This is a genomic window from Gemmatimonadota bacterium (genome assembly GCA_016714015.1).
In the GTDB taxonomy this organism is placed as follows: domain Bacteria; phylum Gemmatimonadota; class Gemmatimonadetes; order Gemmatimonadales; family Gemmatimonadaceae; genus Pseudogemmatithrix.
In genome coordinates, this window is the sequence record JADJNZ010000007.1 from 153,999 (window position 1) to 179,410 (window position 25,412).

Consider the following 25,412-nt stretch of genomic DNA (forward strand, 5'->3'; position numbering starts at 1 on the left):
GTCCTCGCGATGGAGATCGCGGTCGCCACGGACGCCGACCTCGGCGACGCGATCAAGCGGCTCGAGAACCTCGCGAACCGGCTGCTCGAGTGGACCGAGATGCGCATCCTGCGCGTCGAACGCGATCGCCTGACGTTGATCTACCGGTCGAGCACGGGACTCCTCCGGCCGCCCGAACCCCCGCCGCGCGACGGCGAGCAACTGCGGCGCGAGGCGATCGACACCGGGCGTCCGGTGATCCTCGTGGACGCCGACAAGGATCCGCGCGTCGAACGGCCGCTCCCCAGTGCCGCGTCGCGCGCGGTGGTCCCGCTCCGGTTCGGCGACCACACCATCGGCCTGATGGAGCTCGACACCCACAAGCGCGGATCGTATGGCGCCAAGGAGTCGGTGCTCATCCGTCGCGTCGCGAACCAGCTCGCGACGACGATCCACATCCTCGACCTCCGCAAACCGCTGCTCGAGACGGTCGACCGCCTCTCGCGCGAACTGGCCACCCTCACCACCTCGGCGCGCACGCTGCGCGGGGGCGGGGAAGCCGTGGCGCGTACGGCCGGGGAGATCGGGCGCGCCGTGGTCGAGGAGTCGGAGCAGCTCGCGCGCGGCATCGAGTCCACGCAGGGCCTCGATGCGCGCGCCCGCGCGACCGCGCAGGACGCGCGCGAGGCGCACGAATCCACGCGCAAGGCGAGCGCCATCGCGACGGAGAATCGCGGCACGGTGCACACCGCGATGGAGCGTCTCGTCGGCGCCCAGCGGGTGGTCGCGGAAGGGGCGGACCGCATGCGGGCGCTCACGCAGACCACGACGCAAGTGACGGGCTTCATCGCCGTGATCCGCGAGCTGGCGGTGCAGACGAACCTCCTCGCGCTCAACGCGGCGATCGAGGCGGCGCGGGCGGGGCACGAGGGACGCGGTTTCGCCGTCGTCGCCGACGAGGTGCGCAAGCTCGCGGAGGAGAGCGGGCGCGCCGCCGACGAGGCGCAGGGCGTGTTGCGCGACTTCGAGCAGCGCGTGCGCGATGCGGCCTCGCTGATGGGACGGGGCGAGGCGCTGATGCAGGACGCCGAGACCCTCTCCGGCGGCGCACGCGAGGCACTCGGCAGCATCGTGAGCGCGACGGGCGGGGCGGCGCAGCAGGCGGCGCGCATCGCGATCTCCGCTGACGACCAGGGGACCGAGGTCGCCCGCCTGCGCGAGCGCATGGGGCGCGTAGTGGACATCGCGGGACGCAATCGCGCGGGCGCCGAGGCGGTGGCCGCGGCGGCGGGGGACCAGGCGGCCGCGTTGCGCGAGATGGAGGAGGCGACGACGAGCCTCAAGCAGGTCGCGAGCGAGCTTTCCGAACTCACCCGTCGGATCACGAACGCGCGATGACCGAGCGCCCTCTCGACATGCCCGACTGGGCCCAGGTCGGCGAGAAGCGCCGCGCGCACATCGGGCGCGTCACGGCGCTGCTCGATCACTGGGCCACGAAGCTCCGCCTCGACGCCGCCGAGGCGGAGGCCTGGCACGATGTCGGGCGCTTCCACGATGCGCTGCGCGATGCGCCGGAGGCGGAGCTGCGGCGCCTCGCCGCGGGACACGACCTGCCGCTCGACGTGCTGCACGGTCCCGCCGCGGCGAACCACCTCATCGCACTCGGCGAGTCGCGCCGGAGCGTGCTCGATGCCGTCCGGTGGCATACCGTCGGCTTCGCCGGCTGGGATCGCACGGGTCGGGCCCTCTACATGGCCGACTTTCTCGAGCCCGGCCGCGGCTTCATGAAGGCCGACCGCGCCTTCCTCGCCGAGCACCTGCCACATGATTTCGATGGCGTCTTCCGGCAGGTCGTCCGGATGCGGCTCGAGTGGACGCTGCGCGAAGGGAAGGCGCTCTTCCCCGAGGCCGTCGGGCTCTGGAACTCGGTGCGGTGAGAAAGCCCGGTCGCTGGATCCTCCTCGCGCTGGTGCTCGCCGGGATCGGCGCGTGGTGGTGGTCGCGGGAGGAGGCGCCCACCGGGACTGCACGCTCGGAGGCGGCGGAACGTGTCGAGCGGGTGAAGCGCGTCGTGCCGGCCGATGTGCGCATCCGGGTGGAGGTGCTCAACGGCACCGGCCAGCGCGGCCTCGCGCGACGGGGGACCGCGGCGTTGCGCGATGCCGGCTTCGACGTGGTCTCGACCGGGAACTGGGACACGCGGCTCGACAGCTCGCTCGTGCTCGTGCGGACGGGCAATGCGGAGTGGGGTGCGCTTGCCGTCCGGGCGCTCGGTGCGGCGCGCCAGGAGGCGCGCCCCGACAGCTCACGCTACGTCGACCTGACGATCGTGCTGGGCACCCGCTGGCGCCCCCCGCCGCAGCCGCTCGACCCGTAGCTGGCCGCAGGCCGCGGCGATGTCGATGCCGCGGCTCTTGCGGATCGCGACCTCGACGCCGGCGTTGCGGATCCGCCGCGCGAACTTGGCGATCGCCTCGGGGCTCGTGGGGGTGAAGCCCATCGACCCGCCGGGATGCAGCGGGATGAGGTTCACGAAGGCCTTGCACCGACGCGCGAGCGCCGCGAGCTGGTCGGCGTGGGTCGGTGCATCGTTCACCCCGCCGAGCATCACGTACTCGAACGTCACGCGCCGGTCGAACTCGGCGGCCGCGTCGATCACCTCGGCGAGCGGGAACTTCGTGTTCACCGGCATGAGCTGCTGCCGCAGCGCGTCGCTCGGGGCATGGATCGACAGCGCGAGGCGGAACTGCTCCTTCCGCTTGCCGAGTTCGACGATGCCGGGGAGCCACCCGACGGTCGAGACCGTGACGTGCCGCGCCCCGATCCCGAAGCCCTTCGCATCGTTGAGGATGGTGAGCACGCGGTCGACCGCCTTCCAGTTCATCAGCGGCTCGCCCATCCCCATGAAGACGATGTTCGTCGCGCGTACCGGCGGGTCTAGGAGCGCGAGTTCACGCACCTGCCCGGCGATCTCGTGGACGTCGAGGTTGCGGGCGAACCCCATCGCGCCGGTCGCGCAGAACGCGCACTGGAGCGCGCACCCCGCCTGCGACGAGATGCAGAAGGTCATCCGGTCCTCGTCGGGGATCGCGACCGTCTCGATCGCCTGCCCGTCGGCCATGCGGAAGAGGAACTTGCGCGTCCCGTCCTTCGAGGCCTGCTGGGCCTCGAGCGCGAGGCGGGGCAGGGTGAAGTGCTGCGCGAGCAGGTCGCGGAAGGCGACCGGGAGGTCCGTCATCTCGGCGAAGGACGCCACCGGCTTCAGCCACAGATGGGGCACGACCTGGCTGCCCCGGTAGGCCTGGTGGCCATGGGTCGTCGCGAACTCGCGGAGGGTGCGCTCCGCCTCGGCGGGCGACAAGTCGAGCAGGTTCAGCATCTTGCACAGTACCCGGCCGAGGGGGGGCGGGTCAACGCCGTCGCCTACCACCAAGTGTTGACGGCAGTTAGATTTACCCCCTGTCATGACCATTGGATTCGCCCCCGGGATCGCCCGGTCCGAGCCTTCCTCGGACCCGCGCGTCGCTGCGTGAGTCACCCGCGCAGTGCCGCGGCGCCCCCGGCGCCGCGGTGGTGGCCCGTGATCGTCTGGGCGTGTTGCATCCTCGCGCTCACGTCCTGGCCCTCGCCGCCCGAGGCGATCTCATCGGTGCCCGGTTCCGACAAGGTCGCGCACTTCACGGTGTATGCGATCCTCGGGTACCTGGTCGCGCGGGCGCTCCTGGCACCGGTGTCGGTGCGGATCCGTCTCAACGCGATCACGGCGATGGTGATCTTCGGCTTCGTCGACGAACTGCACCAGGTGCTGATCCCGGGGCGATCGGCCAGTCTCTGGGACTGGACCGCTGATGCGGTCGGCGCCACGACCGGACTCCTGTTCGGCCTCCACCTCCTCTCGCTGGCGCGTGCGCGCCAGGACCTCACGACGTGACCGCTCCCTCCGCCGCCGCCCTCGCCACCACGCTCCGCACCCACCTCGGCGGCGCGCTCCGCCGCGCCGACGTCGGCGCTCGCGTCACCCTTGGCGGCTGGGTCCATCGGTCGCGTGACCTCGGCGGTCTCGTCTTCGTGTCGCTCCGCGACCGCGAGGGGATCGTGCAGGTCTCGTTCAATCCCGACTGGACGGCCCCCGACGTGATCGCCGCCGCCGCGGCGGTGGGGGTCGAGAGCGTGGTGCTCATCGAGGGGACCGTGCATGCGCGTCCCGATGACCAGCACAACCCCGAGATGGCGACGGGCGAGATCGAGGTGCGCGCGACGGCCCTGAAGGTGGTCGGCCCCGCGGAGACGCCGGCGATTCCCGTCGCGATGGGGAAGGACGCGAAGCCGCCGGCCGAGGAGCTCCGCCTCCGGCACCGGGTGCTCGATCTCCGCAAGCCGGAGCTCCAGCACGCGCTGATGCTGCGGCATCGCCTCGCGCAGGTCACGCGCAACTACCTGAGCGGGCTCGGCTACCTCGAGATCGAGACGCCCATCCTCACCAAGCCGACGCCGGAAGGCGCGCGCGATTTCCTCGTGCCGAGCCGCGTGCACGCCGGGGAGTTCTACGCATTGCCGCAGTCGCCGCAGATCTACAAGCAGCTGTTCATGTGCTGCGGGTTCGACCGGTACTTCCAGATCGCGCGCTGCTTCCGTGACGAGGATCTCCGCGCGGACCGGCAACTCGAGTTCACGCAGATCGACATCGAAGCCTCGTTCATCGGCCGCGAGGATATCGTGGTGATGGCCGAGGGGTTGATCCGGTCGCTCTGGGCGGAGGCGGGGATCGCGATCGAGACGCCGTTCCCCCGCATGAGCTATGCCGAGGCGATGGAGCGGTACGGTTGCGACCGGCCCGACCTCCGCTACGGGCTGGAGATCGTCGACCGCACCGCGGCGTTCGCTGCGAGCGAGTCGGGGATCATCCAGACGGCACTCGCCGGCGGCGGACGCGTGCGCGGTATCACCGTGCCGGGCGCGGGTGCGTGGAGTCGCAAGCAGGTCGATGAACTCGAAGCGATCGCGAAGGGGGCCGGGGCGGGCGGTCTCGTGCGCCTCAAGTGCGCCGGGGGCAGTGTCGAGGGGCCGCTGGCGAAGTTCCTCACGCCGGCGTCGCAGGCGGCGCTCGGTCTCGCTGACGGCGACCTCTTCTTGGGTGTCGCGGGGCTCGACCGCGTCTCCAGCCCCGCGCTCGACCGCGTGCGGCAGGAGTGTGCCGCGCGGCTCGGCCTCGTCGATCCCGCGGTTCGGAAGTTCCTCTGGGTGCTCGACTTCCCGATGTTCGACCAGGATCCCGAGACGAAGGCGCTCGCGGCGGTGCACCATCCGTTCACGTCGCCCAATGCGGACGACATGGCGGCCTTCCCCGACCAGCCGGCGAAGTGGCGGGCGCTCGCCTACGACTGCGTGCTCAACGGCACCGAACTCGGGGGCGGGTCCATTCGCACCGCCGACCCGGCGGTGCAGTCGCGCATGTTCGGTTTGCTGGGGATCGGCGACCCGGCGGAACAGGAGCGGCGGTTCGGGTTCCTGCTCGAAGGGCTCCGGGCGGGGGCCCCGCCGCACGGGGGCATCGCGTTCGGATTCGACCGCATCGCGATGCTGCTCGCGAACGCGACGTCGCTGAGGGACGTGATCGCGTTCCCCAAGACGACCGCGGCGCGCGCATTGTTCGAGGGGGCGCCGAGCGTGGTGCCCGCGCAGGACCTCGAGGAGCTGCACATCCGCACGGTGGGGACCTGATGACCGACGGTACGACGCACGGTGAGTCGACCACGGCGCGCCTCTCGACCGAGGGGGCCGACCTCCTCTCGCTCGCCGGAGCGGGGGATACCAACCTCGCCGAGCTCGCGAAGCTCTTCCCGGTGCGCGTGACGCTGCGGGGCGAGGCGATGGTGATCGCCGGCGCCGCCGACGCGGTGGAGAAGGCCGTGGTCGTCGCGACGCGCATGATCGACACGACGAAGCAGCGGCAACCGCTCGATCCCGATGATGTCCTGCGCTTCTCGATTGAGGGGCCGGCGCGCGAGACCGGCACGCCGGGGAAGTTCGTGCTGCCGGGCGTCCGCAAGGTCATCCAGCCCAAGACGCAGGGGCAGGGCGAGTACATGCAGCAGATGCTCGACAACGAGATCGTCATCGGCATCGGGCCGGCGGGCACGGGGAAGACCTATCTGGCCGTCGCGGCCGCGGTCGACGCGCTCGCGCGCAAGCGCGTGAAACGGATCGTCCTCGCACGTCCGGCGGTCGAGGCCGGCGAGTCGCTCGGCTTCCTCCCCGGCGACATGCAGGCCAAGGTCGACCCGTACCTCCGTCCGCTGTACGATGCCCTCGACGATCTGATGCCGCCGGAGCGCGTCGCGCGGGCACTCGAGACGCGCGTGATCGAGATCGCCCCGCTCGCGTACATGCGCGGGCGCACGCTCGCCGACGCGTTCGTCATCCTCGACGAGGCGCAGAACGCGACCAACGCACAGATGAAGATGTTCCTCACGCGGCTGGGGCTGAACTCGCGCGCGGTCATCACCGGGGACAAGACGCAGATCGACCTGCCCAAGCGGGAGGAGAGCGGTCTGCTGCAGATCGAGCGGATCCTGACCGGCATCGAGGGCATCGCGTTCCACTACTTCACGGAGACGGACGTGGTGCGCCACCGGCTGGTGCGGGAGATCGTGAAGGCCTACGCCGCGGACGCAGGCGCATGAGCGCTTCGCCGGTGGTGACCGTCCAGGCGGACGGCGTGCGGAGCCCGGTCTCTCGCGCCCGGCTGGCCGCGGCGGGCGCGCTCGTGCTTCGCGCCGAGCGGGCGTCGGCGGCGCTGCTCTCCATCACGCTCCTCTCGCGTCGACGCATCGCGGCGATGAATCGCGAGCATCTCGGGCATGCGGGGCCCACGGACGTCATCTCGTTCGGGTTCCGCGATCCGCAGGGGGCGGTGATCGGCGATGTCTACGTCTGTCCCGAGGTCGCGGCCGCGAACGCCAAGCGGCACGGCCGGCCGGTGCGCGAGGAAGTCCTGCGCCTCGTCATCCACGGGACGCTCCACGTCCTGGGCCATGATCACCCGGACGGCGAGGCGCGCACGGCGTCTCCCATGTGGAAGCAGCAGGAACGCCTCCTCGCGCGGGCACTGCGCGCGTGAGCTTCGCCGCCGTTCTCTTCGCGCTCGGCGCGGCCCTCGTGGCCGCGCTGTGCGCGTTCGCGGATGGAGCCCTGTTGGGGATCGACGAAGAGGAGCCTCCCTCCGAGCCGCGCGTGCGCGAGCTGCTCGGGCGCCGTGAGCGGGCGCATCGGGCGCTCGCGTTCGGGCGCATCGTCGCGCAGCTGCTCGCGGGCGCGGCGACATCGGTCGCGCTGCTCTCGAGCCGGTGGGTGCCCGCGGCCTATCTCGCGCCGGTGATCGTGGTCGCGGGCGTCGCGCTCGTGATCCTCACCGAGGTCGGGGCGCGCGCCGCGGGCGATGCGGCCGGCGTCCGCGGCCTCGTACCGGTGATCACGCTCGTCGGGCTCGTCGAGACGGTGTGCGCACCGGTCGTCGCCGTCGGGATGTCGATCGAGCGGGCGATCGAGACGGTGCTGCCGCCCCCGCCGCCCGACGAGGGCGACCGCGAGGACGCCGTCGAGCGGTTCCGCGAGGTCGTCGCGGCGGAGACGGAGGTCGAAGGGTCGAGCGAGGTGATGCTGCACGGGGTCTTCTCGCTCGGGGACACGCGCGTGCACGAGATCATGGTGCCGCGCGTCGACATCGTCGGGATCGAGCAGGACACGCCGTGGTCGGAGGTGGCCGACCGGGTCCGCAGCGCGCAGCATGCGCGGCTCGTGGTGTTCGATGGCACGCTCGACGAGGTCGTGGGCGTGCTCTACGCGAAGGACCTCCTGGGCGCGCTCCTCGCGGACGAGGAGCCGGCCGGCGGTTGGCGCTCGCTCGTGCGGCCCGCGCTCTTCATCCCGTCGGTGAAGACGGTCGAGGCGCAGTTGCGCGAGTTCCGCACGACGCGCCGCCACCTCGCGATCGTCGTCGACGAGTTCGGCGGCACGGCGGGCATGGTCACCCTCGAGGATGCCCTCGAACTCATCGTGGGCGACATCCAGGATGAGGGGGACGCCGATCGTCCCGAGGTCGAACGCGGCGAGGGCGGGCGGCTCTGGGTCGCGGCGCACGTCACGCTGGATGATCTCTCCGATGTGACCGGCCACGACTTCCGGCGCGGGGACGTCACGACCGTCGGCGGGCTCGTCATGGAGATCCTGGGGCGCGTGCCGAGGAACGGCGAGGAGCTGCTCGCGGGCGGCTTCCGTCTCGTCGTCGAGCGGGTCGTGAGACGGCGCGTCGAACGGGTCTATCTCGAGCCGCTGGTGGCCGTGCCGCTCGACGAGGACGAGACATGAGCGCGCTCATGACGACCGTGCTGATGGTCGCGATCGTGGGCGTGCTGACGGGCGCGGCGACCGCGTTGCGCAGCGTGAGTCGCATCTGGCTGCGGCACTGGGCGGAGCAGCAGCTCGCCGGGGCGGGGACGGCCGCGCTCTACATCGAGCGGCCACAGCGCCTGCTCCTCGCGGCCGGCACTGGCATCGCAGGGACCGTCTTCGCGCTCGGTGCGGTCATCGGCCTGCATGACGGCGACCGCACGCCGGTCCTCGTCCGCTCGTTGCTCATCGCGATGGCGCTGCTGCTCGTCGTCGGGCAGTTGCTGCCGCGGGCCATTGCCAAGCGGTGGCCGTCGGAGTCGCTTCCGCTCCTCCTGCCCGTCCTGCGCGTGGTCGAGGGTCTGAGTTCGCCGCTGGCACGGCTCGCGCTGCGCGTGGTGGAGGGGTGGCGCGGTACGCCCCTCGCGGTCGCCCCGTCGGCCGCGGAGTCGCTCGAGGACCTGCTCCGGGAGGGCGAGATCGAGGGGGTCGGGGCCGCGAGCGAGCGGGCGATCATCAGCGGTGTGGTCGAGTTCGGCGCGAAGCGGGTACGTGACGTGATGACCCCGCGCGGCGACATCGTGGCGGTGGAGCGCGGGGCGCCGGCGGACGAGGTCGCCCGTGTGGTGTCGCTCTCGAAGTACAGTCGCATCCCGGTCTTCGATTCCACGCTCGATCACGTGGACGGGATGCTGACCAGCTGGGACGTGATCGCCCGTCCCGAGGCGCCGCTGCGCGCCCTGCGCGCGGTCGCGTTCGCCGCGCCCGACGAGCCCTGTCACCTGCTCATGGGGCGCATGCTGCGCGAGCGACGGCATCTCGCCATCGTGCGCGGCGGCGCGGGGGAGACGCTCGGCCTGGTGACGCTGGAGGACCTCGTGGAGGAGTTCGTGGGAGAGATCAACGATGAGCACGACGACGTGACGCCGGGGGCCCGATGAGCGCGATGCGACTCCCGGCGGGCGCGCCCGCCGCGCTCGTGACGCTCCTCGCCGATTTCGTGGCGGGCCGGAAGGCGGCACTCGCGCGGGCGGTGTCGATCGTCGAGAACCATCGCGAGGGGCATGAGCAGTGGCTGTCCGCGTGTCATCCGCTCCTCGGACGCTCGCGACGGATCGGGATCACTGGGCCGCCGGGCGCAGGGAAGTCGACGTTGACGACGCTGCTCGCGGAGTCGTACCTCGGCGCGGGGATGACGGTCGGCATCGTCGCGGTGGACCCGACGTCTCCGTTCACCGGTGGCGCGCTCCTCGGCGACCGCGTGCGGATGGAACGCGTCGCCCTGCATCCGAACGTCTTCATCCGGTCGATGGCGACCCGTGGCTCGCTCGGGGGACTCGCGGCGACCACGCGCGAGGTCTGCGACGTGCTCGACGCGTTCGGGACCGACCGCATCCTGGTGGAGACGGTCGGCGTGGGGCAGAGCGAGCTGGATATCGCGCGCCTCGCCGACACGAGCACCGTGGTCCTCGTGCCCGAGAGCGGTGACTCGATCCAAACGCTCAAGGCCGGCGTGATGGAGATCGCCGATCTCTTCGTCGTGAACAAGGCCGACCGCCCGGGCGCCGACCGCCTACGGAACGACATCGAGTTGATGCTCGGTCTGCGCAGCGGCGCGACCCTGCGTGACGTGCCGGCGCACCACGGGGTGGACCTGAAGCACGTGAACCCCAAGCGGGTCGCCCGCGAGGCGGCCGCGAAGGACGATGGCGAGCACTGGATGCCGCCCGTCCTGCGGACCATCGGTGCGACGGGGGAAGGGGTGGCCGAGCTCGTCACGACCCTCGACCGGCACTTCGCGTATCTTGAACGCAGTGGCACCCTCCACGCGCGGCGCCGGGCCCGGCTCCGCGAACGCGTGGTCGATGCCGTCGAACACCGGGTGCGCCGTCGGCTCTGGCGCGACGCATCCGTGCAGGAGTGGCTGGAGGCGCAGCTCCCCGCGCTCGAGCGCGGGGAGACGACGCCGTTGGCCGTGGCCGACCTGCTGCTCGAGCGCAGCGTACAGGCCGGGACCCTCACCGGGAACACCTGATGACCTCGATCCCCGATCTCGACCCGACCGTCGCCGCGATGCAGCAGGAGCTCGAGCAGCTCCGCGCGGAGGTGACGCAGTGGCGTTCCCGTTTCGAAAAGGGCGAGAAGCGCGACATCGCCTACACCAACTCCGAGTCCGAGGTGGCGGGACTCTACACGGCGATGGACCTCGAGGGCTCCGGGGGCACCGCCTTCGAGGTGCCCGGCGTGTATCCGTTCACGCGCGGGATCCATCCGACCGGGTATCGCGGGAAGCTCTGGACGATGCGGCAGTTCGCGGGGTTCGGCTCGGCCAAGGAGACGAACGAGCGCTACAAGTTCCTGTTGAAGAACGGAACGACGGGGCTCTCGGTCGCCTTCGACTTCCCCACGCTCATGGGCTACGACTCCGACCATCCGCGGTCGGAGGGCGAGGTGGGCAAGTGCGGCGTGGCGATCAGCTCGCTCGCCGACATGGAGGCGCTGTTCGAGGGGATCCCGCTCGACCAGGTCTCGACGTCGATGACGATCAACGGCCCGGCCATCATCCTGTGGTGCTTCTACATCGCGGCGGCGGAGAAGCAGGGCGTGCGGCCCGAGCAGCTCCGTGGCACGGTGCAGAACGACATCCTCAAGGAGTACATGGCGCAGCACGCCTGGTGCTTCCCGATCGAGCCGGCGCTGCGGTTGATCGTCGACATGTTCGAGTACGGGGCGCAGTACGTGCCGCAGTGGAACACCGTCTCGATCTCGGGCTACCACATCCGCGAGGCCGGCGCCACGGCGGCGCAGGAGCTCGCGTTCACGCTCGCCGACGGGTTCACCTATGTGGAGCGCGGGATCGCGCGCGGGCTCGACGTCGACGACTTCGCGCCGCGCCTCAGCTTCTTCTGGGACGTCCACAACGACTTCTTCGAGGAGATCGCGAAGCTGCGCGCGGCGCGCCGCATCTGGGCGCGCCACCTCAAGGAGCGCTACGGCGCCAAGAGTCCCCGCTCCCTCGTCATGCGCTTCCACTCGCAGACCGCGGGGGTGACGCTCACGGCGCAGCAGCCGATGAACAACATCGTGCGCGTCGCGTACCAGGCGATGGCCGCGGTCCTCGGCGGGACGCAGTCGCTCCACACCAACTCGATGGATGAGACGCTCGCGCTGCCGACGGAGCATGCGGTCGAGGTCGCGCTCCGCACGCAGCAGGTGCTCGCCTTCGAGACCGGCGTGCCGAACGTCATCGACCCGCTCGGCGGGTCGTACTACGTCGAGGCGCTCACCGACGAGATGGAGCGCAAGGCGGAGGCGCTCTTCGAGCAGATCGCCGAGGAGGGGGGCGTGGTGCAGGGGCTCGAGAACGGGTGGTTCCAGCGGAAGATCGCCGAGGCCGCGGCGCGCCAGCAGTGGGAGATCGAACAGCACCGGCGACTCATCGTCGGGGTCAACGCGTTCGAGAGCGAGGAGTCGGCGCTCACCATCCCGCTGCTCAAGATGGACGAGCAGGCGGCGAAGGATCAGGCCGCTGCGCTCGCGCGCCTGCGCGGCACGCGCGACGCGGCGACTTGCGCGGCGAATCTCGATCGGCTGCGACAGGCGGCGAAGGGGAGCGAGAACGTCGTCCCCTTCATCCTCGCGTGCGCGCGGAGCTACTGCACGTTGTACGAGATCCGGGCGGCGCTCGAGGATGTGTTCGGGGCCTATCGGGAGCCGGTGTTCTTCTGAGCAGGACGCAGGTGGCCGAAGGAAGCTGACAGATGGTGGATGGCGGTGGGCGGTACGAAGCGGCGGCGAGCGCGGGCGATCCGGTCCGTCGTGACGCGTTCGTCATGGGGCCGAGATGAGGACGTGACCGCGGCCTCACCGGGAGCGTGACGAACGGGCCTAGCTTCGGCGGGTCCCCGCGTGCGCCGGCGCACGCTCGACCCCATCTCCCGAGGCTCCTCGTGCATCGATCCTCCCGTCGTCTGTTGCTCCTTGCCCTCGCTGCCGCGGCGTGCTCCGACGGCGCGGACCGGAATCCGCTCGCACCGACGGCGCTGGAGACCGCGTCCTTGGCGGCCGGGACCGGCGGCACCGCGCGCAAGCTCGTCGTGACCACCGCCGGCGACGAAGGGGCCGGTTCGCTGTGCGCCGCCATCGCCGAGGCCAATGCCGACACGATGGTCCGCGCGATCAAGCTCGGCGAGGGACTCGGGCGCATCAGCCCCGCGTCGCCGATCGTGTACACGGGTCGACAGCCGCTCTACTTCGATGGTGGGAATCAGGTCATCGACGGGAGCGCGAGCACTGGGAACGGACTCACGCTGACCGCGGCCCGCTCCATCATCGTCCGCAATGTCGCGATCGAGGATGCCGCGGATGTCGGACTCGCGCTACTCGTGCCGGCGGATGCCGAGGGTGTCGTGCAGATCTCGCTCGAGGGCGTGCGCTCGCAGGGGAACGGCGGACACGGGATCCTGATCAACGATCAGGCCGAGTATCTGCAGAATCCGGACGCCGTCGGGTCGGAAGGGTCCGCTGCGGCGGTCCGCGTCGATCTCCGGAACGTCGCGTCGGTGGAGAACGGATTCTCGGCGCTCGACCGGGACGGCATCCGCATCAACGAGGGTGGCCTCGGGTCGCTCATCGTCACCATGAAGGGGCTCACGATCGCCGGGAACGGCGGCGACGGCGTGGAGCTTGACGAGCGCGGAGAGGGATCGGCGGAGTTCGTGCTGCAGTCGTCGCGCCTCACCGGGAATGGCGGCTTCGCCGCCGAGGACTACGACGACGGGATCGATGTGGACGAGGCTGATGCCGGTGACATCATCGGGCGATTCATCGACGTGACGGTGAGTGACAATTTCGAGCAGGGCGTGGACCTCAACGAGAATCACGCCGGCGACCTGCGCGTCGAGATGTATGACGTCGTCGCGAACGGCAATCGTGAAGAGGGCATCGAGTTCGAGGAGGACGACGACTTCGCCGGCGGCGGCGATATCTTGGCGACGCTCCGCGACATCGTGGCCAGCGGCAACGGGGCGCTTGACGGCGACGCCGGGCTCAAGGTGCGCGAGAAGGGGGATGGCGACGTCGCTGTCACGCTCGGCGGCATCACCGCGAACGACAACGCGATCGGCGGCATCCAGGTCCGCGAGGACGCAGGCGGCAACCTGATGGCGACGCTGCGCGGCATCAACGCCGAGCGGAATGCCGGCCACGGCATCCAGTTCGACGAGAATGGCAACGGCACGCTCACCGGCCGTCTGATCGGGGCGTCGGCCACGGACAACGGCCGGGCAGGTGTGCAGGCCGAGCAGGCGACGAGTGGCACGGGGACGCTGCTCATCGCCGGCCTCGCGGCGAGCGGGAACGTCGCGGGATCCGTCGTCGCGAACCCGGCGCAGGTGACCGTCACCATCACGCCCTGACCGGCACCGATGGTGGGGCCGGCCGGTCATCCCCTCGGGGGTGGCCGGCCGGTCATCGTTCCGGGACTGTTATCTTCCGACATGACGCAGAACCCGGAATGGTGGCGCAGCTACTTCGACGCGGGCTACGTACGCGAGTACGAGCCGCTCTTCGACCTCGTCTCCGATCGCCAGCAGGTCGCGCGGCTCATCGATCTGCTCCAGCTCGAGTCCGGTGCGCGCGTCGCCGACATCCCGTGCGGGCAGGGACGCCATGCGCACCTGCTCGCGGAAGCAGGGTACGACGTGGACGGACTCGACCTGTCGGCCCATCTCATCGGCCTCGCGAAGAAGCGCGGGACGGCGCGGAACCTTCGCTACCGGCGCGGGGACTTCCGGCGGCTACCGGCCGCGTGGACGGACCGCTTCGATGCGGTGCTCAACCTGTTCACGAGCTTCGGGTTCTTCACCGACGCGCGCGATGACGCGGCCGTCATCCGCGAGTTCGCGCGTGTGCTCAAGCCGGGGGGGCAGCTCGTCTGGCAGGGCGGGAGCCGCGATGGCGTGATGGCGAAGTTCCTGCCGAGCGATTGGTGGCAGACCCTCGACGGCACGATCATCGCGCAGGACCGCGAGTTCGATCCCGTCTCGGGGTTCCTCACCATCAGGTCACTCTGGCAGGGGAAGCGCGGCACCGAACGCCGGGAGCACCGGATCCGGCTCTATACCGCTACGCGCCTGGCCGAGCTCATGCTCGACGCGGGACTGGTGGTCGAGCAGGCGTGGGATTCGTTCCGCGATCGGCCGCTCACGCGCCGATCGAGCGAGATGCTGTTGATCGCGCGCAAGGAAGGCTAGCGACGCGTCGGGCGGCGGTGCGCCTCCCGGATGCGCCTCACCCGGCCGACGGACCCTCACGGCCGAGCAGGGCACGCACGTTGGCGAGCTGGAGCACGAAGATCCATGCGCCGAAGAGCGCTGCGGCGATGCTGAACCCGGCCACGAGCGCGCGACTCGCTGTCTCGGCCCGCAGCCCGCGCGCGACCTCGAGTGGCACCGCGAGCAGGGCGCTCGCGAGGAGTACGCGTGGGGCGAGCGCGCCGAGCGACGTGCGCGTACGTCCCGCCTGCTCGGCGACCGCGTAGCCGAGGGCGGCGAAGGCCGACACCTGCGCCATGATGCGGAAGACCCCGCGGTCGTCCGGCTCCACGCCGAACGGGAGCAACGCGAGCGTGCCGTGCCAGGCGGCGCGCGGCGCGTCGAGCGGCCAGAGCGCGTGCCCGACGATCAGGGCGAGGAGCGGCATCATCGCGGCACGCAGTGTCGGCGCCTCGAAGCGTCGCGAGCGTCCACCGCTCGCGGTGCGCTCGTGGGTCAGGGAATCCGGCGCGCGGAGTCGTGCGAGGACGGCGAGCGCGAGCACCGCGGCCGCCGCGGGCGCCAGCATCGGCGCGACGGGCATGGCTGGCAGGAACCCGATCGCGACGAAGAGCGCACCGCCGAGCGCCGGCTGCAGCAGCGGGCGGATCCGCGCCGTGTGCGCGCTGCCGGAGTAGGCCGCATGCACCGAGGCGATGATCCATCCCGCGGAGACCACGGGGAGCAGAAGGAGGAGCAACTCCCTCCCGTCGAATGACAGGCCGCCGAGCCAGAGCACCGGGACGAACAGGTAGAGGAGTCCGACGAGCGGCAGGTCCAGCGCGAACGCGCGCACCGTGCCCGCAGCGTCGAGTCTGCGCGTCGCGCGCGCGGCGAGGAGCGCGCCGAGCACGGCGCCGAGCGCGTTGGTCGCGAGGTCGGCGAGCGAGGGGAATCGCTCGGGCAGGAAGAGCTGCGCGACCTCGATGAGACCGCTGAAGGTCGCGCCCAGGGCGAGCGCGCGTCCCCAGGCGAACGGGCTCCCGCGCGGGCGACCGAGCTGCAGCACGAACCCCAGCGGCAAGAACAGGACGACGTTCAGGACGGCATCGCGGAGCCCCCACATCGTCACGAACCCGCGCACCGGTGAAGCCGCGAAGCGGAAGGGCGCGAGCGTGATGATCGCGATCATCAGCGCGAGGTAGCCGAGCACGGCTCGGGACAGCCTCGCCTGCGCGGTCGAGACGATGCTGGCGCGCGCCACCCGGGGGCGCTCGGAGTTCACGAGCCGGTCGAGAGCGTCAACGGGCGCGTGGGCGCCACGCCGGTACGCGCGCCTCGAGCCGCTCGCGCACCCAGCGCAGGTGGAGCGCGTCGAGCAGGTCGGTGCGCCGCAACGTCGGTGTCTCGAGGTACTCGTGATAGGTGCGGAGCGCCGCATCCGAGTCGCCGAGCGCCTCATGCGCCAGCGCCAGTTCGGGAAGGCCGCAGACACGGCATTCGGGGAAGGCCGCCTGCTCCAGATGCCGGACGGCCTCGCTGAATCGCCCCTCGGTCAACGCGAGGGTGCCTTCCGCGTGATGCCGGCGGCTCTCCTCGCGATCCCGGACGTATGGGGTCGCGTCGCGGTGGTAGGCCGCCAAGGCGGCGCGCGCCCTCGTCGGGTCTCCGGCGACCGCGGCGGCGAGCGCGATCTCGAGCCAGGGACGGTCCAGCGGGCGCAAGGAATCGACGGGGACCTTCGCGAGCACCTCGCTGAGCTGGGCGTGGGCGACGGACGGCTCGTGTCGCAGCCAGGCGGTCGCCTGCACCATCGCGAGGCCATCACGAAGCGCCCAGACCGAATCGCCGCGCGCGAGGTTGCGCTGCATCGCGTCGCGGGAGTCCGCATCGCCCGCATCGAGGCGTCCTGCCGTCCAATGGATGCGGGAGCGGTACATCCGCGCGAAGGCCTGCGTCCGCTCGTTCCCGGGGCCCGAGGTCGCGTAGGAACGTACCATCGAGAGCGCTCGGTCGAGGTCCCCGGTCGCGGCCGAGAGATTCGCTGCCATCACGTAGACGCTCGCATGGCCCGGCAAGTGGAGGGCCATGGAATCGATGGCGCGCGCCGCGCCCGCGGTGTCCCCGCTGGCGAATCGCACGTCCACGAGGTTGATCCAGCGGGCGGCCGAGGTCGGGGCGATGCGATTCGCGGCCGAGTATGCCGCCGCGGCGCGCTCGTCATCACCGAGGTACTGGTACACCATCCCGAGGCGATGCCAGTTCGACACATTGCCCGGCTCGATCTCGAGCGACGCGCGGAACTCGGCGGCCGCTTCGGCGAGATTCCCGCTAACTATCATGTGGTAGGTGCCGAGGATGAGGTGTCGCTCGTACTCGGACACCGAGTCACTGAGGGCACGGGCGCGCGAAAGGGCCTCGTGGACCCGCGTGCGGGCATTCTCGTCGCCGTCGAGGATGGAGCCGATCCGCTGCCACGCCATCGCGAAGGACGGGTCGATCGCCACCGCGCGCTCGAGCCGTGCCTCCGCGTCCGGTGCCTCGCCGCGCAGCAGGTCGGGATCGGAGAAGGACGCCCGATAGAGCGCGAGTGCCTCAGCCGACCTGGTGGTGATCGGTCGAGGCGTGCCCCCCACCGAGATGATCGTCGTGTTCCCGCGCGGGAGTGAGCTCGCGACGCCGACTGCCGCGATGCCGAGTCCCGCGATGGCGAGCCAGCGACGCGCTGTTCTCATCGGAGCGGGAGAGGGCGGCATGGGCTCTGGCGTTTCGGTCGACGAGGCAGGCAGGGCCAGCGGCACCGAGGCCGCGCTCCGACGCGCGCGCCACGCGTCGGCGCGTGCCACCAGGGAGGCGTCGGGCGTTGTCTCGAATTCGAGTTGCACGCGTCTCGCGAGCCGATCGAACGCCGCGAGGGCCTGTCGGGCGCCGCTGGCCGGATCGACCGCCTCGAGCTCTAGCGCGGTCAACAAGCGGTCCGCTGCCTCGACCGAGAGCGGCGCCCGGTCGAGCCAGCGTGAGGCCAGCGCGGCGCAGTCCTGCCACGCGCCGGCCTCGGCCAGTCGCGCGCACTCGTGGTGGCACGCGGTCTCGAAGAACCGTTCGACCGTCGCACGCTGAGTCGTGACCCACTGGTCGAATCGCGGCGAGTCCGGAACATGGACCCCGTCCAGGAACGGCCCGGCGTAGAGCGCGGTGACTGCGCCCCACTGCTGCGCCTGTGCGGCAGCATGCAACTCCACGATGTCGACCGTGAGCGGCGTCTGCTTGGCGAGCGCGATGTCGGCCCGCCGAGCGGCGATCGCGTCAGGTCCGAGCACACGGCGGAGGTGCGACAAGGTGTCACTCAGGGAGTGTCGCGCGCGCTCCTCCGCCTGGTCGCCCCAGAAGAGTTCGGTCAGCGCGTCCCGGGTGATGGGCTTCCGTGACACGGCGAGCACGACGAGCACGGCCAGCTTCCTCCGCCTGGTCGCGAGGGACGGGTCCTCGCCCCCCGCCGCATCAGCGAGGGAGAGGCGCCCCAGGGTCGACAGGCGGAAGGGAGCGGCGGCCATGGCCGGAATCTGGAGCAGGACTCGTGCCTGCTCAACCGTGCGAGGCGCGGGGGGGGCGTGTCCTAAATCCATACAGCCCATCGTGTTGATGTGTTGAGGAGTGGATGAGGTGGGCGCGTAGCATACGGCCGTTCCGACCGATGCTCCCGCCGAAGTTCTCACCGCACTCTGGAGGTTCCACTTGCTTCGTCGCTCGACCCTCGCCCCCGTCGTATTCGCCGCCGCCGTTCTCGCGCAGAGTCTCGCTCCCGGCCTCGCCGCGGCCCAGTCGGCGCCCATCGCCATTGAGAACCCCATCGTGATGGGGCGTGACATGAACGTCTACGGAGAGCGCTCGCTCCGGGACCTGAAGAAGGTGATCGTGCCGACGATCGTGGTCCGCTATGCGCTGCGCGGATCCCTCTTCGTTGTGAACCAGGGTCGCGGTGCGACCGCCCGGGCCAAGGGTCGCTTCGTGGTGGCCGGGCTGGAGAAGGAGTACCTGCAGGAACTCTCCAAGCGGCTCTACGACGACGTCGTCGCGCGGCTGCGTGAAGCGGGATACGAGGTGCTCACGTACGACGACCTGAAGGACATCCCGGAGGTCCAGCGGATGCCCCGCTACACGGCCGACGCCGACTGGGGGATGCCGACGGTCAACCCCCCTGGCGGCGACATCGAGTACGCGATGGCCTTCCCGAGTGATGCGCAGGCGATCGACCCGCCGATGCAGGGCTACGGCTGGGGCTTCCGGAAGGTCATGAAGGATCTCAACGCCGGCATCGTCGTCCCGGAGTACACGATCGACGCTCCCATCATGGGTGGCGAGACCGACCGCAGCATATCGTCGCGCTCCGCCTCGGTGAACATCCGGCCTCGCATGCGGATGATCGCGATGACGACCTACACCACCGAGAAGCTGGGTGGGGGTGGATTCCAGATGAAGCGGCACATGGAGAACCTCGGCGGGGACGTCGGGCAGGTCGCGTCGGTCGAGGATGCCTCGCCGCGCGTCGCGAACGCGCTGTCGCGCAGCCTGAGCATCCTCTCCGGCTCCGCGGACATGCAGACCAGCAGTACCAACTACGGCATGAAGGTCGACCGTGAGGCGTACACGGCGCAGTTCCTCCGTGCGACCGTCTCGTGGAACACCGAGGTGATCAACTTCATGAAGACGCAGCAGCGCTGAGCGCGGCCGCGATTCGGGGCGTCCGCCATCCGGATCGTGTGATCGAGTAGCTTTCGGACGTGGACCGGTGCGCCGACCGCGGCGCATCGGCTCCCACGCTCCCCGCGGGACCCGAGGTGCGCGCGACGCCGTTCGATGTACGCGCCTCCCGCACAGACCCCTCCCGCCGTGATCCGACCGGCCCTGCCGCGGGGGGCGTGCGCCGGTGAATCGATCAGCCGGATCGAGATCCATCGCCACGCGCCCTCGCCGCGTACGGCCGCCCAGCGCTCGACGGAGGCACCCGAGGTCGAGGCGGAGACGGATCCGCGGCGGACGCGCGCGATCCTGGCCTATGTACGACTCGCGCCCGGGCGCCCGTGTACCGAGAGGGATAGGCGCGAGTCGGAGCGCATGCTCCGCGCCCAACCGTACCTCTCGTCGGCACAGATCACCGCGCGCCCGGAGCCCGACGGCCGCGTCCGCTTGCGCATCGACGTCGTCGACGAGTTCCCGTGGCTCCTGAGCGGCCGTGTCACCGAGGATGGGATCGCCGCGGTGCGCGTGGGGACCCTCGACCTGCAACAGCGAGGGCGCAGCGTGAGCATCGGCGCCGAGCGAGGCGGCGCCTATCGCGATGGCGCCGGACTGCGATTCGCCCAGTACGGGATCTTCCACCTGCCGGCCGTCGCGACCCTCGCGGTCGAGCGACGACCACTCGGAGCCCTCCTGGAGTTCGGGGTGTCGAGTCCGTTCCTGAGTGTGCTGCAACGCGAGGCGTTCGACGCGGGCCTCGCGCAGGAGACGGAGTACACGTCGCTCTTGCGGCCGGGGCAGGTGGCGGGGGCGGTGCGCACACAGCGGTCGGCGTGGCACCTCGGGTGGGTCCACCGGCTCGGGCCGTTCCGCGATGACCGCGTGCTCGGCCTCGCGGGAGTGATGCTCGTGGGAGCGGACGTGCGGACGACGAATGCCGTCGTGGTGGTGACCGATTCCGGTCTGGTCGGGGCGGGGGACTCGGTCCTCATCGGGCGATTCGCCGACCACGGGGTGAGTCGCCTCGCGCTGCTGCTCGGGGCGCGCGCCCTGCGGTTCATCACCGTGCGGCGGTTCGATGCCCTGCGGGCGGCGCAGGATGTCGGTGTCGGTACCCAAGTGAGCCTGATGGTGGCACCCGCGGCCTGGCGGCCATCCGTCGTGCGCGACCTGCTCGTCGCGGGGGACCTGTATGCCGGGGTCGGATCGCCCGCTTCGTTCGCGTCCGTCAGTGCGCGCGCCGAAGCGCGACCGACGAACGGTCTCACCACGGGGCGATGGGCCGGGGTGGTGGTCTCCTCGCGACTTTCGTGGCATCGGCTCGCGTCGGCGCGACGGACGCGCGTGGTGAGCCTCTCCGTCGCCAGCCTGCACGGACTCGACTTCCCCGCGCAGCTCGATCTGCGCGATCCGGACGGTGGTCTAATCGCGTTCCCGTCCGCGAACGATGCCGGAGGGCAGCGCGCGGTGGCTCGGCTCGAGGAGCGGGTCCTCCTTCCCGGGATCTCGCGGCGGCTGGATGCAGGCCTCGCCCTGTTCATCGACGGGGGGCGCGTCTGGGCCGGTGATGCGCCGTACGGCGTGGACTCACCGGTCCGGAGCTCCGCTGGGATCGCGATCCTCGCGGCGATCCCCGCCGGCGGCAAGCGCATGTACCGACTCGACATCGGGCTTCCCGTCGGTCCGGTCGACGGGGGCCCCGGACTCGCCGTCCGCTTCAGCGTATCAGACCGCACGGGTGTGGGGTGGGCAGAGCCGATGGACGTCACGCGGGCCAGGTCGGGCAGCGGACGGATGTCGCTCATGCGCTGGTAGTCAGGTGGCCGCACAAGTAGAATTCTCCGCATGAGCCGCCCCATCCGAGTCCTCGTCGCCAAGCCCGGCCTCGACGGTCATGACCGTGGTGCCAAGGTCGTCGCCGCCGCCCTTCGCGATGCCGGCATGGAGGTCATCTACACCGGCCTCCACCAGACGCCCGAGATGATCGCCACCGCTGCCGTGCAGGAGGACGTCGACGTCGTCGGCCTCTCGATCCTCTCGGGGGCGCACATGACGCTCTTCCCGCGCGTCCAGCAGTTGCTCACGGAGCAGGGACGAGGCGACATCCTCCTCACGGGTGGCGGCATCATCCCCAAGGAGGACATGGAAGCGCTGGAGCAGCAGGGGGTGGGCAAGCTCTTCGGTCCGGGCACGCCCACCTCCGCGCTTGCCGACTACATCCGCGAGTGGTTCACGGCGCGGCACCAGGAAGCCTGAGCGTGGCGCGACCCGGCGAATCGGCCGCTCCCGCCGCCGGTCGCCTTCGCGCCCTCGCCGACGAGTGCCGCGAGCTCGAGCACCGTCTGCGACTCGGCGGCGGGCCGGACCGCATCGCCAAGCAGCATGCGCAAGGCAAGCTCACCGCGCGCGAACGCGTCGCCGCGCTGAAGGACGCGGGTTCGCATTTCCTCGAGTTCGGCCTGCTCGTCGCACATGACCTGTACGAGGGTGAGGCCCCCGCCGCGGGCGTCATCACCGGCATCGCGCAGGTGAACGGTCGCGAATGCGTCGTCGTCGCGAACGACGCGACGGTGAAGGCCGGCTCCTGGTGGCCGGAGACCATCCCGAAGATCCTGCGGGCGCAGGAATGCGCGATGCGGTGCCGCATCCCGATCCTCTACCTCGTCGATTCCGCGGGCGTGAACCTCCCGTATCAGGGCGGCGTGTTCCCGGGGCAGTACGGCGCCGCGCGGATCTTCTACTATAACTCGCTCATGCGGCGATTCCTGCGCATCCCGCAGATCGCGGCGGTGATGGGGCAGTGCGTCGCGGGCGGCGCCTACCTCCCGGCGCTGAGCGACGCGATCCTCATGGTGAAGGGGACGTCGTTCATGGGCCTCGGGGGGCCGAACCTCGTGAAGGGGGCCACCGGCCAGACCGTCGACGGCGAGACGCTCGGCGGCGCGACGATGCACACCGAGGTGAGTGGCGTCGCCCACTACGCGCTCGAGGACGATCAGGCCTGCCTCGCGAAGATGCGCGACCTCGTGGCGCGACTCGCGCCGCCGCCGCGCGTCGCGCCGCACGATCCCGACCTGCGTCCCGGCGCCGCCGCCGAGACGCTCTACGAGACGCTGCCTGCGGACCACCGCATGTCGTACGACATGCACGCGGTCCTGCGGGCTGTGCTCGACGGGGGTTCGCTCGACGAGTTCCAGCCCAACCTCGCGAAGGAGATGATCTGTGGCGACGCGCGGATCGAGGGGATTCCCGTCGGTGTGATCGCGAACGCTCGCGGGCTCATCAAGGGACGCCCGGGGGAGCCGCCGCGCTTTGGCGGGATCATCTACGCCGAGAGCGCGGAGAAGGTCGCGTTCTTCATCGATCGGTGCGACCGCCAGGGGATCCCGCTCCTCTTCGTGCAGGATGTGTCCGGCTTCATGGTGGGGACGGAGGCCGAGCACGAAGGTATCATCCGGGCGGGCGCGCGTTGGGTGGAGGCCATGGCGACGGCCACGGTACCCAAGCTGGTGCTCACCGTGAATCACGCGAGCGGGGCGGGGTACTACGCGATGGCCGGACAGGGGTTCGATCCCGACTTCATCTTCTCCTGGCCGACCGGTCGCATGGCGGTCATGGAGGGGGAGGCCGCGGTCGCTGCCGTGCACGGGCCCGCGATCGCCGCGGCCAAGGCGGCCGGACGCGAGCCGAGCGAGCACGTGCAGGCCTCGATGAGCGAGATGCGCGAGGACTACGAGCATCAGCTTGATGCGCGCTATGCGGGCGCCCGCGGCTACATCGACGGGATCGTCTACCCCGAGGACACGCGCACCGCCCTGGCGATCGCGCTTCGCGCCGCCTGGCAGAATCCAGGCCCACACCTCGGACCCTACGTCATCCCGGCACGATGCTGATCTACGGCGTCACCGGCTACACCGGTCGTCTGATCCTCGAGGAAGCGCTCGCGCGCGGCCATCGCCCCGTCCTCTCGGGGCGTTCCGCGGCCGCTGTCGAGGCGCTCGCGCGGCAGCATGGGTTGGAGGCACGGCCGGCCGCGCTCGACGATCCGGCGGCGATGCAACGGGCGCTCTCGGGGGCCGGCCCGGTCATCCACTGTGCCGGGCCGTTCCTGCACACCGCGCAACCCATGCTCGCGGCCTGTCTCGCCGCGCGGGTGCACTACCTCGACATCACGGGAGAGATCGGCGTGTTCGAGGCCATGGCCGCGGCGCACGAGCGGGGTGTGCAGGCGGGGATCACCATCCTCCCCGGCGTCGGCTTCGATGTGGTCCCGACCGACTGCCTCGCCGCGCATCTCAAGCGGCGGCTGCCTGGTGCCACGTCGATCGAGCTCGCGTTCAGCGGCGGGACGGGCCCGTCACACGGCACCGCCGCGACGGTCATCGAAGGCCTCGGACTCGGCGGCGCCGTCCGCCGCGGGGGGCGCATCATACGCGTGCCGTCCGCTTGGCGCACTCGGACGGTCCCGTTCGCCGACAAGTCGAGACTCTGCGTGACCATCCCGTGGGGTGATGTGTCCACGGCATTCCACAGCACGGGCATCCCCGACATCACGACCTACATGGCCACCACGGCGTCGGGTCTTCGTTCGATGCGGCTCATGCGCTTGGTGGAGCCGCTGCTGCGGATGCGCGCGTTGAAGCGGTTCCTGCTGGGGCGCCTGAAGTCGAGGCCGGCCGGGCCCAGCACCGCCGCGCTCGAGCGCACGCAGAGCCAAGTGTGGGGCGAGGCCACCGACGCCTCCGGCGCGACGGTGCGCGCACGACTCTCCGCGGCGACGGGCTACAAGCTGACGGCCCTCGCGGCCGTGCGCGCGGCGGAGAAGGTCGCGGGCGGTGCGATCCCCACCGGGTTCGTCACCCCCGCCAAGGCCTTCGGTGCCGACTTCGTCCTCGAGATCCCCGGGAGCGTTCGGGAGGACCTCACGTGAACGAGAAGCTGATCGCAAAGCTCGTCATCACGGCGGCGGGGCTGGCCGTCTTCATGACCGGCGTGCGCGCGGACAGCGCGCTGCTCCGGTGGATCGGGATCGTGCTGGTGTTCGTCGCCTTCCTGCTGCGCTTCATCGGCCGCCGGAATGGCGCGACCGCCGCGCAGGATCAGTAGCCGCTCGTGATGTGGTAGCCGCGCTTCACGTCGGACGCCCCCGCACGCGCACCGAGTCCCGTGCCGATGCCGAAGACGATGGCCGTGCCGGGGCCGATGAGCGGGAGGATCCAGGCGAACGGGTAGGCGACGATCGCCGCGATGAGCCCCGCCATGATGGCCGCGCCGGGTGAGTGGGCGGCATCGACGTACCGCAGGCGCTCGCGGACGAAACGGCGCGCTGCGCTGTAGCCGAACCACGAAGCGCCGAACGAGATGGCCAGACCGATGAGACCGAACATGGGATCACTCCTGTTGCAGGCCGTACGCGGGGGCCGCCCCGCGGGTTTCGGAGGGGCCCCGAAGCTACAATTGACCATCGACGGCCGAGGGCCGTCCACCCCCACCGGGAGATCCCGATGCTGCTCGGAATAGACCCTCGCATCACCACCCTCGAGACGGAACTCACCCGTGTCCGGACGGAGTTCGAGCGCGCGCTCGACGCGGTGCCGGCCGACCGCCTGCACCGCGCCCCGGCCGGGGCGTGGAGTCCCGCGCAGATCGTCTGGCACGTCGCCAAGGTCGAGCGGGGCATCGCGCGCATGGTCGAGCGCTTCGACGGCGAGATCCCCGCGACGGCGACGGTGCCGCCAGGCCCCTCGCCGCGGACCATCCTCGCCGTGCTGGACCAGTACCCGTTCCTCGACCGCACGCGGAAGCTGCAGGCGCCGGAGCCCATCACCCCGCCGGCGGAGGTCGACCTCGTCGCGGAGCGCGCCCGCTGGACCGATGGACGTGTCCAGCTCTTCGAGGCGATCCGGGCCGCTGGCCCTCGCCTCTCGCTCGTCCGGCACCCGCACCCGTACTTCGGTCCATTCGACGGCTGGCAGTGGACCCTGATGGTCGCGCGCCACGAGGAACGGCACCTGCTTCAACTCCACGAGGTCGTCGCGGCCACCGCTTAGATTG

Annotated in this window: 24 protein-coding genes; 20 read left to right on the forward strand and 4 right to left on the reverse strand. The window is 70.9% G+C overall.

From position 1 onward, the window contains the following. The first annotated feature begins 342 nt into the window (after positions 1–342). Genes IPJ78_15050 through IPJ78_15060 form a run of 3 tightly spaced genes read left to right on the forward strand, consistent with a single transcriptional unit; the run spans position 343 to position 2,356 of the window. Complete coding sequence (locus IPJ78_15050) at positions 343–1,377, forward strand: hypothetical protein (protein MBK7907859.1); 1,035 nt, start codon at positions 343–345, stop codon at positions 1,375–1,377. Then, positions 1,374–1,916 carry a hypothetical protein gene (locus IPJ78_15055; GenBank protein ID MBK7907860.1) on the forward strand — a complete coding sequence of 181 codons (543 nt, stop codon included), beginning with the start codon at positions 1,374–1,376 and terminating at the stop codon, positions 1,914–1,916. The genes IPJ78_15050 and IPJ78_15055 overlap by 4 nt, the downstream gene beginning before the upstream one ends. Beyond that, on the forward strand, positions 1,913–2,356 hold the full coding sequence (locus tag IPJ78_15060) for a LytR C-terminal domain-containing protein (protein MBK7907861.1): 444 nt from the start codon (positions 1,913–1,915) through the stop codon (positions 2,354–2,356). Before IPJ78_15055 ends, IPJ78_15060 begins: the two co-directional genes overlap by 4 nt. Here IPJ78_15060 and rlmN read toward each other — a convergent pair. Then, positions 2,285–3,358 carry a 23S rRNA (adenine(2503)-C(2))-methyltransferase RlmN gene (gene rlmN / locus IPJ78_15065; protein ID MBK7907862.1) on the reverse strand — a complete coding sequence of 358 codons (1,074 nt, stop codon included), beginning with the start codon at positions 3,356–3,358 and terminating at the stop codon, positions 2,285–2,287. The genes IPJ78_15060 and rlmN overlap by 72 nt on opposite strands. A gap of 270 nt (positions 3,359–3,628) precedes the next feature. Between rlmN and vanZ the strand changes: the two genes are divergently transcribed. The 10 genes from vanZ (at position 3,629) to IPJ78_15115 (ending at position 14,621) form a co-directional block, all read left to right on the forward strand. Then, complete coding sequence (gene vanZ / locus IPJ78_15070) at positions 3,629–3,910, forward strand: VanZ family protein (GenBank protein MBK7907863.1); 282 nt, start codon at positions 3,629–3,631, stop codon at positions 3,908–3,910. After that, positions 3,907–5,700: an aspartate--tRNA ligase gene (aspS, locus tag IPJ78_15075; GenBank protein ID MBK7907864.1), complete on the forward strand. Its 1,794-nt coding sequence runs from the start codon at positions 3,907–3,909 to the stop codon at positions 5,698–5,700. The genes vanZ and aspS overlap by 4 nt, the downstream gene beginning before the upstream one ends. After that, entirely contained in the window at positions 5,700–6,662 is a 963-nt protein-coding gene (locus tag IPJ78_15080; protein ID MBK7907865.1) for a PhoH family protein, read from the forward strand. Before aspS ends, IPJ78_15080 begins: the two co-directional genes overlap by 1 nt. Beyond that, the gene (gene ybeY / locus IPJ78_15085) at positions 6,659–7,099 is read left to right on the forward strand and encodes an rRNA maturation RNase YbeY (GenBank protein MBK7907866.1); all 441 of its coding nucleotides are present in this window, start codon (positions 6,659–6,661) and stop codon (positions 7,097–7,099) included. The genes IPJ78_15080 and ybeY overlap by 4 nt, the downstream gene beginning before the upstream one ends. Beyond that, entirely contained in the window at positions 7,096–8,346 is a 1,251-nt protein-coding gene (locus IPJ78_15090; protein ID MBK7907867.1) for an HlyC/CorC family transporter, read from the forward strand. Before ybeY ends, IPJ78_15090 begins: the two co-directional genes overlap by 4 nt. Continuing rightward, positions 8,343–9,308 (forward strand): DUF21 domain-containing protein, encoded by a 966-nt coding sequence (locus tag IPJ78_15095; GenBank protein MBK7907868.1) that lies wholly within the window; start codon positions 8,343–8,345, stop codon positions 9,306–9,308. The genes IPJ78_15090 and IPJ78_15095 overlap by 4 nt, the downstream gene beginning before the upstream one ends. Positions 9,309–9,313: 5 nt before the next feature. Further along, on the forward strand, positions 9,314–10,402 hold the full coding sequence (meaB, locus tag IPJ78_15100) for a methylmalonyl Co-A mutase-associated GTPase MeaB (GenBank protein MBK7907869.1): 1,089 nt from the start codon (positions 9,314–9,316) through the stop codon (positions 10,400–10,402). A 38-nt stretch (positions 10,403–10,440) separates the two neighbouring features. After that, positions 10,441–12,096: a methylmalonyl-CoA mutase gene (locus IPJ78_15105; protein MBK7907870.1), complete on the forward strand. Its 1,656-nt coding sequence runs from the start codon at positions 10,441–10,443 to the stop codon at positions 12,094–12,096. Between the two features lie 221 nt (positions 12,097–12,317). Then, entirely contained in the window at positions 12,318–13,784 is a 1,467-nt protein-coding gene (locus IPJ78_15110) for a hypothetical protein (protein ID MBK7907871.1), read from the forward strand. An 81-nt stretch (positions 13,785–13,865) separates the two neighbouring features. Continuing rightward, positions 13,866–14,621 carry a methyltransferase domain-containing protein gene (locus tag IPJ78_15115; protein MBK7907872.1) on the forward strand — a complete coding sequence of 252 codons (756 nt, stop codon included), beginning with the start codon at positions 13,866–13,868 and terminating at the stop codon, positions 14,619–14,621. A 37-nt stretch (positions 14,622–14,658) separates the two neighbouring features. On the opposite strand, the gene IPJ78_15120 is transcribed toward IPJ78_15115, so the two are convergent. Further along, a complete protein-coding gene (locus IPJ78_15120; protein ID MBK7907873.1) occupies positions 14,659–15,885 on the reverse strand; it encodes a VanZ family protein in 1,227 nt (408 codons plus the stop codon). A gap of 37 nt (positions 15,886–15,922) precedes the next feature. Next, positions 15,923–18,175 (reverse strand): hypothetical protein, encoded by a 2,253-nt coding sequence (locus IPJ78_15125; GenBank protein ID MBK7907874.1) that lies wholly within the window; start codon positions 18,173–18,175, stop codon positions 15,923–15,925. Between the two features lie 181 nt (positions 18,176–18,356). Between IPJ78_15125 and IPJ78_15130 the strand changes: the two genes are divergently transcribed. The 6 genes from IPJ78_15130 (at position 18,357) to IPJ78_15155 (ending at position 24,464) form a co-directional block, all read left to right on the forward strand. Continuing rightward, positions 18,357–19,343 (forward strand): hypothetical protein, encoded by a 987-nt coding sequence (locus tag IPJ78_15130; protein MBK7907875.1) that lies wholly within the window; start codon positions 18,357–18,359, stop codon positions 19,341–19,343. A gap of 393 nt (positions 19,344–19,736) precedes the next feature. Further along, positions 19,737–21,173, forward strand: a complete 1,437-nt coding sequence (locus tag IPJ78_15135) for a hypothetical protein (protein MBK7907876.1) — start codon at positions 19,737–19,739, stop codon at positions 21,171–21,173. A gap of 30 nt (positions 21,174–21,203) precedes the next feature. Then, positions 21,204–21,614, forward strand: coding sequence for a cobalamin B12-binding domain-containing protein (locus IPJ78_15140; GenBank protein ID MBK7907877.1), 411 nt, complete (start codon positions 21,204–21,206; stop codon positions 21,612–21,614). A 2-nt stretch (positions 21,615–21,616) separates the two neighbouring features. Continuing rightward, positions 21,617–23,251: an acyl-CoA carboxylase subunit beta gene (locus IPJ78_15145; protein MBK7907878.1), complete on the forward strand. Its 1,635-nt coding sequence runs from the start codon at positions 21,617–21,619 to the stop codon at positions 23,249–23,251. Beyond that, entirely contained in the window at positions 23,245–24,288 is a 1,044-nt protein-coding gene (locus tag IPJ78_15150; protein MBK7907879.1) for a saccharopine dehydrogenase NADP-binding domain-containing protein, read from the forward strand. The genes IPJ78_15145 and IPJ78_15150 overlap by 7 nt, the downstream gene beginning before the upstream one ends. Beyond that, the gene (locus IPJ78_15155) at positions 24,285–24,464 is read left to right on the forward strand and encodes a hypothetical protein (GenBank protein ID MBK7907880.1); all 180 of its coding nucleotides are present in this window, start codon (positions 24,285–24,287) and stop codon (positions 24,462–24,464) included. Before IPJ78_15150 ends, IPJ78_15155 begins: the two co-directional genes overlap by 4 nt. Here the strand turns inward: IPJ78_15155 and IPJ78_15160 are convergent. After that, positions 24,458–24,745, reverse strand: a complete 288-nt coding sequence (locus IPJ78_15160; protein ID MBK7907881.1) for a hypothetical protein — start codon at positions 24,743–24,745, stop codon at positions 24,458–24,460. The two genes, IPJ78_15155 and IPJ78_15160, sit on opposite strands and share 7 nt — an antisense overlap. 117 nt (positions 24,746–24,862) lie before the next feature. On the opposite strand from IPJ78_15160, the gene IPJ78_15165 reads away from it, so the two are divergent. After that, positions 24,863–25,408 carry a DinB family protein gene (locus IPJ78_15165; protein MBK7907882.1) on the forward strand — a complete coding sequence of 182 codons (546 nt, stop codon included), beginning with the start codon at positions 24,863–24,865 and terminating at the stop codon, positions 25,406–25,408. The last annotated feature ends 4 nt before the right edge of the window (positions 25,409–25,412 follow it).